At 63.3% G+C, this 14,119-nt stretch carries 11 protein-coding genes; 3 read left to right on the top strand and 8 right to left on the bottom strand.

Annotated elements, in window-relative coordinates:
* The first annotated feature begins 96 nt into the window (after positions 1–96).
* The gene (locus tag HX815_RS02665; protein WP_177027780.1) at positions 97–1,287 is read left to right on the top strand and encodes an MFS transporter; all 1,191 of its coding nucleotides are present in this window, start codon (positions 97–99) and stop codon (positions 1,285–1,287) included.
* Entirely contained in the window at positions 1,284–1,682 is a 399-nt protein-coding gene (locus HX815_RS02670) for a hypothetical protein (protein ID WP_008434185.1), read from the top strand. Before HX815_RS02665 ends, HX815_RS02670 begins: the two co-directional genes overlap by 4 nt.
* 102 nt (positions 1,683–1,784) lie before the next feature.
* Here HX815_RS02670 and HX815_RS02675 read toward each other — a convergent pair whose 3' ends face one another.
* Genes HX815_RS02675 through HX815_RS02690 form a run of 4 tightly spaced genes read right to left on the bottom strand, consistent with a single transcriptional unit; the run spans position 1,785 to position 6,551 of the window.
* Positions 1,785–2,645, bottom strand: coding sequence for an HlyD family secretion protein (locus tag HX815_RS02675; RefSeq protein ID WP_177027781.1), 861 nt, complete (start codon positions 2,643–2,645; stop codon positions 1,785–1,787).
* A 10-nt stretch (positions 2,646–2,655) separates the two neighbouring features.
* Positions 2,656–2,856: a DUF1656 domain-containing protein gene (locus tag HX815_RS02680; protein WP_003216262.1), complete on the bottom strand. Its 201-nt coding sequence runs from the start codon at positions 2,854–2,856 to the stop codon at positions 2,656–2,658.
* Positions 2,846–5,029 carry an FUSC family protein gene (locus HX815_RS02685; RefSeq protein WP_177027782.1) on the bottom strand — a complete coding sequence of 728 codons (2,184 nt, stop codon included), beginning with the start codon at positions 5,027–5,029 and terminating at the stop codon, positions 2,846–2,848. Before HX815_RS02685 ends, HX815_RS02680 begins: the two co-directional genes overlap by 11 nt.
* A 10-nt stretch (positions 5,030–5,039) precedes the next feature.
* Entirely contained in the window at positions 5,040–6,551 is a 1,512-nt protein-coding gene (locus HX815_RS02690; RefSeq protein ID WP_032899258.1) for an efflux transporter outer membrane subunit, read from the bottom strand.
* 182 nt (positions 6,552–6,733) lie between these two features.
* On the opposite strand from HX815_RS02690, the gene HX815_RS02695 reads away from it, so the two are divergent.
* Positions 6,734–7,702 (top strand): LysR family transcriptional regulator, encoded by a 969-nt coding sequence (locus tag HX815_RS02695; RefSeq protein WP_003216257.1) that lies wholly within the window; start codon positions 6,734–6,736, stop codon positions 7,700–7,702.
* A 13-nt stretch (positions 7,703–7,715) separates the two neighbouring features.
* On the opposite strand, the gene HX815_RS02700 is transcribed toward HX815_RS02695, so the two are convergent.
* Genes HX815_RS02700 through HX815_RS02715 form a run of 4 tightly spaced genes read right to left on the bottom strand, consistent with a single transcriptional unit; the run spans position 7,716 to position 14,037 of the window.
* Positions 7,716–9,080: a heavy metal sensor histidine kinase gene (locus HX815_RS02700; RefSeq protein WP_003216256.1), complete on the bottom strand. Its 1,365-nt coding sequence runs from the start codon at positions 9,078–9,080 to the stop codon at positions 7,716–7,718.
* Complete coding sequence (locus tag HX815_RS02705; RefSeq protein ID WP_003216255.1) at positions 9,070–9,747, bottom strand: heavy metal response regulator transcription factor; 678 nt, start codon at positions 9,745–9,747, stop codon at positions 9,070–9,072. The genes HX815_RS02700 and HX815_RS02705 overlap by 11 nt, the downstream gene beginning before the upstream one ends.
* A gap of 31 nt (positions 9,748–9,778) precedes the next feature.
* Complete coding sequence (locus HX815_RS02710; protein ID WP_177027783.1) at positions 9,779–12,874, bottom strand: multidrug efflux RND transporter permease subunit; 3,096 nt, start codon at positions 12,872–12,874, stop codon at positions 9,779–9,781.
* Positions 12,871–14,037, bottom strand: a complete 1,167-nt coding sequence (locus HX815_RS02715) for an efflux RND transporter periplasmic adaptor subunit (protein ID WP_003216249.1) — start codon at positions 14,035–14,037, stop codon at positions 12,871–12,873. The genes HX815_RS02710 and HX815_RS02715 overlap by 4 nt, the downstream gene beginning before the upstream one ends.
* Positions 14,038–14,119: the final 82 nt, after the last annotated feature.

Raw genomic sequence — 14,119 nt, forward strand, 5'->3', positions numbered from 1 at the left:
TTGTCAAAATATTTTTGACAAACTAACAGTCAAACCGCTGTTTCCCAAGTGCCCGCACCCGCCTACCCTGCCGCCATCCACAGCAGGAACTGCGCAATGACCTACCGCTCGAAAGTCACCTGGATCTTTCTACTGGGCTTCGCCCTCGACCTGGTGAACATGTTTGTCGCCACCATCGCTTACCCGGACATCGCCCGCGAGTTGCACGCCTCGGTCACGCAACTGGCATGGATCGGCAACGCCTACATGCTCGGCCTGACCGTGGTGATTCCCCTGAGCGTTTGGCTGGCGGCGCTGCTGGGTGAGCGCCGGTTGATTGCCGTCAGCCTGTTGCTGTTCGGCGTAGCCTCGGTGCTGGTGGGCCAGGCCGCCTCGATTGAAGCGCTGATCGGCTGGCGCCTGTTGCAGGGCTTGGGTGGCGGCTTGTTGATTCCGGTGGGGCAAGCCTTGGCCTATCGGCATTTTCCGCCGGCAGAACGCAGCCAACTGACAGCCAGGGTCATGCTGGTGGCGCTGCTGATTCCGGCGTTGTCGCCAGCATTGGGCGGCCTGGTGGTGGACAGCGTGTCGTGGCGCTGGATCTTTTTCGCCAACCTGCCGCTGGCGTTGATTACCTTGATGTTGACGTTGAGCTGGCTGGAGGCGGACACACCCGCTGCCACCCGCCCAACTCTTGATCTCGGCGCGGTGCTCGCGCAGATTCGCCGGCCAATGCTGCGGGTCGCGATGCAGGTCTACCTGTTCATCCCGGGCGTGTTTATCGGCACCAGCCTGGTGGCGATTCTTTATCTGCACGGCCTCGGCTTTACCGCCAGCCTCATCGGCGCGCTGATGCTGCCGTGGGCGCTGGCCTCGGGGCTGGCGATTGCCTTGAGCAAAAAACTGTTCAATCGCTGCGGGCCGAGGCCGCTGCTGCTGGCGGGCATGCTGCTGCAAGCCCTCGGCATCCTGTTGCTGATCGAGCCGCACCCGGTTGTCGTGGTGCTCGCCTACCTCCTGATGGGCCTGGGCGGCAGCCTGTGCAGCAGCACCGCGCAAACCCTGGCCTTTCTCGACATTCCGGCCGAGCGCATGGGGCATGCCAGCGCCTTGTGGAACATCAATCGGCAATTGAGTTTTTGCCTCGGCGCCGCCGTGCTCAGTGGGGTGCTGGCTGCGCTGGACTCGTTCACCGTCACCTTCGCGATTGCCGCAGCGTTGACCCTGTTTCCGTTATTTGCCGTACTGTGCCTGGATGCGTCCAAGGTACGGACACTGCTTCACCCTGCCAGCGAGCCCATACGATGATTGACTACCGCGATTTTTTTGATGAAGTGATCCAGGCCCACGTCGAGATCGAACAATGGTTTGCCGGCACAGCCCCCGAGGGAACACTGGAGGTTTTGCTGAGGCGTTTTTCGCCGGACTTTTCCATGATCACCCCGGCGGGCAAACAACTGGATTTTGCACTGCTCAACCAGCTGTTCAGCCAGGCTGGCGGCAAGCGGCCCGGGTTCAGGATCAGCCTCAGCGAGTTTGCCGGGATTGACCGACATGCCCGTGGCGCGACGGTGAGTTATCGCGAGCAGCAGGTGGATGGCAGCGGTGCCCAAACCGATCGGCGATCGACCGTGGTGTTTGAAAAACAGGCCAGTGGCGCCCTGCTGTGGCGCCATTTGCACGAGACGTTTCTACAGGCCTGACACGGTAAAAATGTGGGAGCGGGCTTGCTCGCGAATGCGGTGGATCAGTCGATATTTTCGTTGACTGACACACTGCCTTCGCGAGCAAGCCCGCTCCCACATTCAGTTCTGTGTTTGGTTGACGATCACGGTGCAGGTGATCCCCGCCGCCAACAGCACACCTTCCGGCACTTCATCGATATGAATCCGCACCGGCACCCGCTGGGCCAGGCGCACCCAGTTGAACGTCGGGTTCACATCGGCGATCAACTCGCGGCTCTCCGGGTTGTCCCGGTCGTAGATGCCGCGCGAAATGCTTTCCACGTGCCCCTTGAGGGTTTCGCCGCTCATCAACTGCATGTCGGCCTTGTCCCCGACTTTGACGTGGGGCAGCTTGGTTTCTTCGAAGAAGCCGTACACCCAGAACGAGTTCATATCCACCACCGCCATCTTCGCCTCGCCGATGCGTGCATAGTCGCCACGGTGCACGTTGAGGTTGGTGACGTAGCCGTCGACCGCCGCCACCACCTGGGTGCGCTTGAGGTTGAGTTCGGCCGCTTCCAGTTGCGCCAGCGCATGCTGGTAATCCGCCAGGGCCGAGTCGGCGATATTGCTGGCGTCGTCGCGATTTTCCTTGGAGATCACCAGGGCGTCGAGATCGGCGCGGCGGTGGGCGTTGACCTTGCGCATCTCCCAGGTGGCCTTGCGGGACGCCACCAGGGATTGCGCCTGCTTGACCGCAATCTGGTAATGCTCAGGGTCGATCTGCATCAGCAGGTCACCCTTTTTCACCAACTGGTTGTCACGCACCGGAACGTTGACCACTTCGCCGGTGACGTCGGCGGCGACGTTGATGATGTCGGCGCGCACCCGGCCATCGCGGGTCCAGGGAGTTTCCATGTAGTGCACCCACAACGTGCGGCCAATCCAGATCGCCAGGGCCAGTACCAGCAAGGTCGCGAGCAGGCTGAAAAACTTTTTCATCGGGGCATTCTCAACGGTAGACGGTCAGCGCCAGGGCGCCGAACAAGCAAGCGAACAGGCTCAAGCGCAGCAGCGCCGGGTGCCAGAAAAAACGGTACAGGTCAAAGCCGGCCAGGAACCGGTCAAGGGCCCAGGCCAGGCCCGCCGCGATCAGAAACATCAGGGTCATGGTGGGCATGTAGACGCCGTGGAAGGCGATTTCACGAGGCATGGGCGGGTCCTTCGGGCTTGAGGGCAGCCAGGGGTGATTGCGGGTCCAGCAATGAGGTGCGGATAAAGTGCAGGTAGCTTTTTACCCGGCGCAGGGCCGAGGTGTCGAAGTGCGGGGCGAAGGGTTCGTCGGTGACCTGCACGCGGCTGATGGCGTGGTCCACGGCGATCAGGCTGCGCTCCAGGTTGCTGGCGCTGGGTTGCAGGAACAGCCGCACCAACGAGCGGCCCATCACCCGGATCGCCTGGCGCCACGGCTGGGATTCGGCATACGCCGGGTGCACCGGCAGGATCGCCTGTTCCTTGCGCAACTCGATGATCGCGTGGCCGACTTCCAGCACCACGAACATCCAGCGCAGCAGGTTGCGTTGCACCTGGGGTTGCCCGGCGGCAAAGCCGTAGGCCTGGTGCAGCAGGTCGCGGGTGCGGCTTTCGAAACCCGACGCCAGGCCCTTGAGTTTGCCGCTGATGGCGAACACCACTTGCTCGCGCAAGTCCTGCTCCAGCCGACGCCACAACCAGCGGCTGTTGGGCGGCAGGATGATCGCGCCCGCCGCCGCACACACCAGCATGCCGATGACCATGGCGATGTAGTCGTTGATGAAGGTATAGGGGTTGTAGATCGTGAGGTTGTCCGGCACCGAGCCAGTGCTGAAGAAGATCAGCAACCCGACGCCGACTCCCGCGTACTGCGGGCGCGAAGCCAGGAACGAACCGAAGATGATCACCGGCGCGAGCATCACGCACAGCAACGGGAAACCGTCGATCCAGGGGAACACGAAGAACATTTCGACAAAGCCCACCAGCGCCCCGATCAAGGTGCCGCAAGCCATTTGAAAGGCCATGCGCTTGGGGTTGGGGGTGGCGGCCGACAAACCCACCGTCGCCGCGGCGATCAGGGTCATGGTGGCGCCACTGGGCCAGGCCGTGGCCACCCAGTAACTGCCGAGCACGATCAGGATAAACGAGGCGCGAATCCCCGAGGCGGCGCAGGCCAGCCAGTTGGTTTTGGGGGTGTAGGGTTCGTCCCAGTGTTCGCGCTCGTGGCTGTGATCCGCCAGGGAGGCGTGGGTCTGGGCGTAGTTGTGCAAGTCGTCGACGAAGCGGTACAGCAGCTCATAGGCGGTGTGAAAGTCCAACAGTTCGGCATCGCTGGGGGCGCTTTCCTGGAAGCGGGTGCGCAGGCTGCGCACCTTGGCGGGCAGGCCTTCCTTGTAGGCGTTCAACTGATTGGCCAGGCGCGCCGCATCGGGGCTGGTGAGCGCACGGCCGGAAAAACCGTCGAGCAGTTCCGCCAGGTCTTGCAGGCCCGGCTTGATCGCAGCCACCACGTGATCGGCCTCCTGGCTGCGCAGGCGCTCGAGCAATTGGTGCAAGGCGTTGAAGCGCGTGGTGATGCCCATGAACTCGCTGTTCAAGCGCGTCAGCCGGCCATTGCGCCGACGCATGTGCGGGTCTTCGAACACGGTGATGCTGCGCAGCCCTTCCAGGCCCACGGCTTCGGCGATAAAGCGCACGTTGCTGCGTTCAAAGCCTTCGCGCTCGCTGCGACCGCGCAGGCCGTCGGTGACGAACAGCGCGAACACACCGAAGCGCTGGTACAGGGCGTTGCGCATCGCAGCGCTGGAGGTTTGCGGCAGGATCGCGGCGCTGACCAGCGTGGAGCAGACAATCCCCAACGAGATTTCCAGGACTCGCCACACCGCCGCCATAAACGCGCCGTCGGGATGGGCCAGGGCCGGCAAGCCAACCATCGCCGCGGTGTAGCCGGCCAGCACAAAACCGTAGGCGCGAAAGTTGCGATTGCGGGTCGCGCCAGCAGTGCAGATGCCGACCCAGATCGCCAGCGAACCGAGGAACAGTTCAGTGTTCTGCGCAAACAACGCGATCAGGAACACCATCACCGCCGAGCCCGCCAGGGTGCCCAGGAAGCGGTAGAAACTCTTGGCGAACACCTGGCCGCTTTGCGGCTGCATCACGATAAACACCGTGATCATCGCGGTACGCGGTTGCGGCAATTCCAGGCGCATGGCCAGCCACAACGTCAGGAAGGCCGCGATCAGCACCTTGAAGATATAGACCCAGGTCACGCCATCACTGCGTGCCCAATCGAAGAAACCACGGCGCCACTCAAGCGAGTGCAACCAGCGCAGCGGTGCAGGCAAGGGAGTCATCGCATCCTACTCAGTGATCAAACACGGCGAGGGCCGCCGGGGTCTTGCTCGGTAAGGTCTGGCTGTCCTGAGGCACATCGCTGCCGGCACCGAGGCCACCGCCCAACGCGGTCACCAGTTCGGCGTGGGCACTCAGGCGTGCAGCCTGGACCTGCTGCTGCACCTGCTGCTGGCGGAACAACAGGCTCTGGGCATTCAGCACGTTGAGGTAGTCGGTGAGGCCGCGCTGGTAGGCGATCATCGCGATGTCATAGGTCTTCTGCGCCGAAGCCACGGATTCGGCGGCGAAGGCTTGCTGCTTGTCCATCGACTCGCGGCGGATCAACTGGTCGCTGATGCCCTTGAGCGCGTTGACCAGGGTCTGGTTGTAGTGCGCGACGGCGATGTCGTAGCCGGCGCTGGCCTCCCCCAACTGCGAGCGCAGGCGGCCACCGTCGAAGATCGGCAGGCTGATGGCAGGGCCGGCGGTGTAGTTGAGTTTCTTGCCGGTCAGGAAACTCAGCATTCCGCCGCCGGTGGCGACGTAGCCGAGGCTGCCCACCAGGTCGACGTTGGGGTAGAAACCGGCGTGGGCCACATCAATGCCACGGGCCTGGGCCGCCACTTGCCAGCGGCTGGCGACCACGTCCGGGCGCTGGCCGAGCAGTTCGGCGGGCAAGCTCGACGGCAGTTTCAGCGGCGCGGCCAGGGACAAGGTGGGCCGCTGCAACTGCGCGCCCGCCCCCGGCCCTTTGCCCGCCAGCGCGGCCAACTGGTTGCGACTCAGGGCGATCTGTTCATCCAGGGCGTCCAGCTGCCGATGGGTTTCCGGCAGCGGCGTCTCAGCCTGGCTGACTTCGAAGTGGGTGCCGATCCCACCATTCAAACGCTTTTGCGCAAGGTCGAGAATCTGTTGTTGCTGGGCCAGGGTGGCGGCCACGATATCGCGCTGGGCGAAGTGCAACGACAGCTGGATATAGGCGCGCACCACGTTGTTCTGCAATTCGAGCTGCGCCTGGCGCGCTTCGGCGGCGCTCATGTGGGCCATGTCCACGGCGCGCTCGGTGGCGTTGCTTTCGCGGCCCCAGAGGTCGAGGGCATAACTCAGCCCCAGGGACGCGTTGTTGTCCCAGGTGGTGGAATTGTCCAGCGCGCCCGGGCCGTAGAATTGGTCGCTGGGCCAGTTATGGCGCTTGAGCGTGGCATCACCATTGATCTGCAACGACTCGGCCGACTCGGCGATCCCGGCCATGGCCCGGGCTTCACGCACACGTGCAGCGGCCATGGCCATGCTCGGGCTGCCTTGCACGGCGAGGTCGATCCAGTGGTTGAGTTGCGGGTCGCCGTAGGCTTGCCACCATTGCGCGGTGGGCCAGTGGGCGTCCTGAGCGGCGCTTTTGATCGCCTCGTCGGTGGCCAATGAATTGGCGACGAGTGACTGGCCTTGAGGGGCAATTCCTCCGGTTCCGATGCAGCCGCTGATTGCTAACGATAAGGCCCAAACACTGAGAGTCTTCAGCTCTCTGCTGATGCGACGCGGCACTGCTGCGAATTCCTGAGAGGGTGTTGCGGGGAAGGTGGCGCAATTCTAAGGGGCGGGCCGGATGGCGATAAGGTGGGATTCTTGTGAATCTTTGTTACCGTTCAGGCGATAATCCGTTCGTAGGGATCACTGGATCCTGCAACTTCGTGTCACAATTTGCCATCTCCCCTGAGAGCACCTTAATGGACACCTTGCAAAACATGCGCGCCTTCAGTTGTGTGGCCGAAGCCGGCAGCTTCACCGCCGCCGCCGTGCAGCTGGATACCACCACTGCCAACGTCTCGCGCGCGGTCTCCAACCTTGAGGCCCATCTGCAAACCCGTTTGCTCAACCGCACCACCCGCCGCATCGCCTTGACCGAGGCCGGCAAGCGCTATTTGCTGCGTTGCGAGCAGATCCTGGCGTATGTCGAGGAAGCGGAAGCCGAAGCCAGCGACGCCCACGCCCGCCCGGCCGGGCAGTTGAAAGTGCACACCATGACCGGCATCGGCCAGCACTTCGTGATCGATGCGATTGCCCGCTACCGCCGCACCCACCCGGACGTGACCTTTGACCTGACCATGGCCAACCGCGTGCCGGACCTGCTGGATGAGGGTTACGACGTGTCCATCGTGCTCGCCAGCGAGTTGCCGGATTCGGGGTTTGTCTCGCAGCGCCTGGGGATAACTTACAGCATCGCCTGTGCCTCGCCGGCCTACGTCAAGGCCAACGGCTGCGCGCAACGGCCGAGTGACCTGCTCAACCACGCGTGCCTGCGCCTGGTCAGCCCGGTGATTCAGCTGGATAAATGGTCGTTCAATGGCCCGGAAGGCCAGGAAAGTGTGGCGATCAACAGCTCACCGTTCCTGGTGAACTCGGCGGATGCGATGAAGACCGCGATCACCAGCGGCATGGGCGTTGGCCTGTTGCCGGTGTATGCGGCGATTGAAGGGCTGCGCAACGGCACCCTGGTGCGGGTGATGCCCAACTACCGCTCCCAGGAGCTCAACCTGTACGCCATCTACCCGTCGCGCCAATACCTGGATGCGAAGATCAAGACGTGGGTGGAATACCTGCGCAGTTCCCTGCCGGAAATCATGGCCGCGCATCAGGCGGAACTGGCGGCCTATGAGCTAAGTGGCAGTTTGGGCGGGGTACGACTGAGTAACTGAGGGGGGGCGGCCGCTACACCGGCAGCGTAATGCCAAAGGTGTTGCCGCCGCCCTCGCTGCGCACAAACACATCTCCGCCGTGCATCAACGCGATCGCCTTGACGATCGCCAGTCCCAACCCGTGATTCGCCCCACTATTGCTGCGGGACGCGTCCACCCGATAGAACCGCTCGAACAACCGGGGCAGATGCTCGCTGGCAATCTCATCGCCCGGGTTGGTCACCCCGATCGCCACGTGGTCCTCCAGCACTTCGATCTTCACCTCGATCACCTGGCCAGGCGCCGTATGCTGCACCGCATTGCTCAACAGGTTGATCAACGCCCGGCGCAAGTGCGCCTTCTCGATCTGCACCTGGGCATCGCCGGTCACACGCACCTGCACCTGGGCGTCCTCGAGGATAAAGTCCAGGTAATCCAGGGTGGTCGCCACTTCATCCGCCAGCGAACTGGTGATCAGCTTGGTGGCCTTGCTGCCCTGGTCTGCACTGGCCAGGAACAGCATGTCATTGATGATCGAGCGCAGCCGTTCCAGCTCTTCGAGGTTCGATTGCAGCACCTCGAAATAATGCTCGGCCGAACGCCCACGGGTCAGTGCCACCTGGGTCTGGCCGATCAGGTTGGTCAGCGGCGAGCGCAGCTCATGGGCCACATCGGCGTTGAATGACTCCAGGCGCGAATAGGCCTGTTCCACCCGGTCGAGGGTCGAGTTGAAGGAGTTGACGAACTGCTTCAGCTCCGGCGGCAATGGCGACAATTGCAGGCGCCCGGAGAGTTTCGGCGGTGCAAGTTTCTGCGCCTCGTCCGACAGCTTGATCAGCGGCTTGAGACCGATGCGCGCCACCCAGAACCCCAGCAGCGAGGCCAGCAGCACGCCGACAAACGCCAGGCCGATCAGCGCCACCAGCAGTTGATGCTGGGTGGCGCGGAAGTTCTCGGTGTCGACCGCGATCAGGAAACGCAGCGGCGGGCGCTGCTCCTTGGCTGGAAACTGGCTGACCAATACTTTGAACGGGTAGGCATGGCCCGGCAGGCGCAAGTCGCGCTTGCCGGTCGGGCCGGCGGCAAAGGCGCGAATCTGCGCGTCCGGGTTGCCGTATTCGTAGGTCGGGTCGCTGCTCACCACCCAGAAGCGAATGCGCTTGTCTTCCTCTCCCAACAACTTGAGCTTGGCGGTGATCTTCGCCCAATGGTCCGGCGTACCGAAGCGATTGACCGAAGACTCCAGCACGCTGTAGCGCGCATCCAGCTCGGCCCCGGGCAGCAGGCCCAGGCCTTTGTCCACCTGCTGGTACAGCGCGCCGCCGATCAACAGGAAGATCAGCAGCGCCACCAGGGTGAACATGCCGCTCAGGCGCAGGGCGATGGAGTTAGCCGACACTGCGGTTCTCCAGCACGTAACCCATGCCACGGATGGTGTGCAGCAGTTTCTGTTCGAACGGCCCGTCGAGCTTGGCCCGCAGGCGTTTGATCGCCACTTCCACCACGTTGGCGTCGCTGTCGAAATTGATGTCCCAGACCATTTCCGCAATCGAGGTCTTGGACAGGATTTCACCCTGGCGCCGGGCCAATACGCTGAGCAGCGAGAACTCCTTGGCGGTCAGGTCCAGGCGAACGCCGTTGCGACTGGCCTTGCGGCTGATCAGGTCGATCCACAGGTCGGCGATGGTCACCTGCACCGGCTCATGCCCGCCGCTGCGACGGGTCAGCGCTTGCAGGCGCGCCACCAGTTCGAGGAACGAGAACGGCTTGCCGAGGTAATCATCCGCGCCTTCGCGCAGGCCGCGAATACGGTCTTCCACGCGCTCGCGGGCGGTGAGCATGATCACCGGCGTCTGCTTGCGCGCCCGCAGCGCGCGCAATACGCCAAAGCCATCCAGGCCGGGCAGCATCACGTCGAGCACGATGACCGCGTAATCGTTCTCCAGGGCCAGGTGCAACCCTTCGACGCCTTCACGGGCGACGTCGACGGTATAGCCTTGCTCCGTCAGGCCGCGGTGCAGGTAGTCGGCGGTTTTTTCTTCGTCTTCAATAATCAGTACACGCATGAGCCTTTTGTTCCAGGACGGGGCCTCAGCCTCAGTGTGTGATTGCCAGCTGGGGAGCTGGTTTGGGTCTGTGGAAAAACTTCTCGAGGTACAAGTATATGACCGGTGTGGTGAACAGCGTCAGCGCCTGGCTCACCAGCAACCCGCCCACCACCGCGATACCCAGCGGCTGGCGCATTTCCGCGCCGGGGCCGGAGCCCAGCATCAGCGGCACCGCACCCAGCAGGGCGGCCAGGGTGGTCATGATGATCGGCCGGAACCGCGTGACACACGCCTCATAAATCGCTTCCTCGGGCGGCAGGCCGCGTACGCGCTGGGCGTCCAGGGCGAAGTCGATCATCAGGATACCGTTCTTCTTCACGATCCCGATCAGCAGCACCAGGCCGATCAACGCCATGATCGAAAAGTCCTGGCCCATCAGTGACAACATGATCAGCGCCCCCAACCCCGCCGATGGCAAGGTGGAGATGATCGTCAGCGGGTGCACGAAGCTCTCGTACAGCACACCCAGGATAATGTAGACCGCCACCAGTGCCGCGAGGATCAGCCAGGGCTGGCTGGCCAACGAACTCTGGAACGCCTGGGCCGCGCCCTGGAAGTTGCCGATGATGGTAGTCGGCATGCCGATTTCATTCTTCGCCTGGTTGAGCAGGATCACCGCATCGCCCAACGCGACGCCGGGTGCCAGGTTGAACGACAGGTTGGCCGCCGGGAACATGCCGTCATGGCTGATGGACAAGGGCCCGACGGTGGGCGGGTCGACCTTGGCCACCGCCGACAGCGGTACCATCTCGTTGGTCAGCGGCGAGCGCAGGTAGAAGTAGTTCAGGCTTTCGGCCTTGCCGCGTTGCTGGGTGTCCAGTTCCAGCACCACCTGGTACTGGTTGATCTCGGTCTGGAATTCGTTGATCTGGCGCTGGCCGAAGGCGTCGTACAGCGCCTGGTCCACATCGGTGGCAGTGAGGCCAAACCGCGCGGCGGCCTGACGGTCGATGCTGATGTGGGTGATGCTGCCGCCCAGCTGCAAGTCGTTGGACAGGTCGCGGAACGCCGGGTTGGCCCGCAGTTTTTCGGTGAGGCGCTGGGTCCAGGTATTCAGGGTCGGGCCATCATTGCTCTTGAGCACGTACTGGTACTGGGCGCGGCTGGGGCCGGAGCTTAAGTTGATGTCCTGGCCGGCCCGCAGGTACAGGACGATGCCCGGCACTTTCGCCAGTTTCGGGCGGATCCGGTCGATAAACTGGCTGGCCGACACGTCGCGATCCCCGCGATCTTTCAAGGCAATCCAGAATCGGCCGTTGGCGATGGTCTGGTTGCTGCCGGTCACACCCACCGAATGGGAGAACGCTTCCACCGCCGGGTCATCCTTGACGATCTCGGCGATTGCCTTGTGCTTGGCGACCATGTCCGGGAACGACACGTCGGCCGCCGCTTCGCTGGTGCCGAGGACGAAGCCGGTGTCTTGTACCGGAAAGAAACCCTTGGGGATAAACACGTAGCCGACCACGGCCAGGACCAGGGTCACCATGAAGATCGCGGCCATGGTGCGTTGATGGGCCAGGGCGCGGCGCAGATTGCGCGCATAGCCGGCCAGCAGGCGTTCGCTGAAACCGGGTTTGTCGTGGGCATGATGGGTTGGTGCGCGCATGAACAACGCGGCCAGGGTCGGCGCCAGGGTCAGCGAGACCACCACCGAAATCAGGATGGTCGAGGTGGCTGTCAAGGCAAACTCCTTGAACAACCGCCCCACGACACCGCCCATGAACAGCAGCGGGATAAACGCCGCCACCAGCGAGAAGCTGATGGAGACCACGGTAAAACCGATTTCACCCGCGCCCTTGATCGCGGCTTCGCGCTTGTCGAGGCCCGCTTCCAGGTGGCGGTGAATGTTCTCCACCACCACGATCGCATCGTCCACCACAAACCCCACGGCGATCACGATCGCCACCAGGGTCAGGTTGTTCAGGCTGAAGCCCATCAGGTACATCAGGGCAAAACTGGCCACCAGCGACACGCCGAGCACGCTGGACACGATCAACGTGGCCGACAGCTGGCGCAGGAACAGCGCCATCACCGCCACCACCAGCAGGATGGCGATCAGCAGGGTCACTTCCACTTCATGCAGGGACGCGCGGATGGTCTTGGTGCGGTCGGTCAACACGCTGACCTGCACCGAGGCCGGCAGCATGGCTTGCAGGCGCGGCAGTTCGGCTTGAATGCGGTCCACGGTCTCGACGATGTTCGCGCCGGGCTGGCGGGAGATCACCAGGTTGACGCCTGGGGTGTCGCCGGACCAGGCCTGCACGTAGGCGTTTTCCGAGCCGTTGATGACTTTGGCGATATCCCGCAGCTGTACAGGTGCCCCGTCCTTGTAGGACACGATCAGTTGGGCGTAATCCTCGGGGTGGAACAACTGGTCGTTGGTCGAGAGGGTCGACACGCTGTTCTCGCCGTAGATCGCGCCCTTGGCCAGGTTCAGGCTCGATTGCTGGATCGCCAGGCGCACGTCCGCCAGGGTCAGGCCGATGGCCGCGAGTTTATCGGCCGACGCCTGCACCCGGATGGCCGGGCGTTGCTGGCCGGTAATGTTGATCTGGCCGACCCCGTCGATCTGGCTGATCTGCCGGGCCAGCAGGGTTTCCACGTAGTCGCTCAGCTCGGTGCTGGGCATGCTGTCGGAGCTGACGCTGAGGATCAGCACCGGGCTGTCCGCCGGGTTGACCTTCTTCCAGGTCGGCAGGCTCGGCATGTCGCTGGGCAGTTTGCCGGACGCGGTGTTGATCGCCGCCTGCACTTCCTGGGCGGCGGTGTCGATGCTCTTGGTGAGGGTGAATTGCAGGGTCAGCAGGCTGGAGCCCAAGGCGCTGCTGGAGGTCATCTGGGTCATGCCGGGGATGGCGCTGAATTGCACCTCCAGCGGCGTTGCCACGGATGAGGCCATGGTGTCCGGGCTGGCGCCGGGCAGCGTGGCACTGACCTGGATCGTCGGAAATTCCGCTTCCGGCAGTGGGGCGATGGCCAGGCGTGGAAAGGCAATCATCCCGAGCAATACCAAAGCGAAGGTCAGCAGCAAGGTGGCGACCGGGTGGTCGACGCACCAGGCCGACGGCGAACGACTGCCACTCATGGCTGCACCTTGGCATCAACGGTCTGGATCACCTGCGGCGGCTCCTTGAGCACATCGACCTGGGCGCCCGCCTTGAGCCGTGACTGGCCGTCGCTGACCAGCACATCGCCGGCCTGCACACCCTGGAGGATGTTCATGTCGCTGTTCTGGTACAGCACCTGCACCGGCACCACCTCTACCTTGTCACCCTTGAGCCGGTACACGAAGTGCGAATCCAGGCCGCGTTGCACCACGGTAGGCGGCACCACCAGGGCATTCTTGTGCAGGGCGGTCTGGATGCGGATCGTCACCAACTGCCCCGGCCAGAGTTTCTGAGCGCCGTTGCTGAACTCGGCCTTGGCGCGGATGGTGCCGGTGGTGCCGCTGATCTGGTTGTCGATCAGGCTCAGGCGGCCCTCCCCCAGCAGGTCGCCGGTCTGGCCGTCGGTGTCGGCGCCCATGTAGGCGTTGACGTCGGCGGGCAGTTGCGCGGCGATCAGGCCTTGCAGGGTCGGCAGCATCTGTTGCGGCAGGGAGAACTCGACGGCAATCGGGTCGATCTGGGTCACGGAGAACAAGCCCTGGGTGTCGCTCATGCGCAGGAAGTTGCCTTCATCCACCGTGCGAATCCCGACGCGACCGGTAACCGGCGAGCGAATCTGGGTGTACGAAAGCTGCACCTGCGCCGAATCAATCGCGGCCTGGTTGCCTTGGGCCGTGGCCTTGAGCTGGTTGACCAGGGCTTGTTGCTGGTCATAGGTCTGCTTGGACACGCCGTCGTCGATGCTCAGTTCCTTGTAGCGCTTGAGGTTGACCAGCGCGACTTGCAGTTGCGCCTGGCTTTCCCCGAGTTGCGCCTTGGCCTGGTCCAGGCTGGCGCGGATCGAGCGGTCATCAATGGTCGCCAGCAGGTCGCCGGCCTTCACCAGTTGACCTTCCTTGACCAGCAATTTGGTAAGGATGCCGTCGATCTGCGGGCGAATCACCACACTGTGCAACGACAGCACCGAGCCGATGCCGCTGACAAACCGCGGGATGTCCTGCTGTTTGACGCTGATCACCCGCACCGGGATCGCCGACGATGCGGTCAGTTTGGTCTTGGCCGGGCGAGTCACCACCCAGGCAACCACGGCCAGTACCACAAGGACGCCCACGATCAAGGCAGGTTTTCGTTGAATGTGCATGGGGTGAGGCGCCAGGGCAAAGGATCGGAAGAATGAAGGCTCTTTATAGCCCGCCAACCGGGTCAGCAAAGTGACTGCTAAC

Source organism: Pseudomonas sp. E6002, assembly GCF_013385565.1.
Lineage (GTDB): Bacteria > Pseudomonadota > Gammaproteobacteria > Pseudomonadales > Pseudomonadaceae > Aquipseudomonas.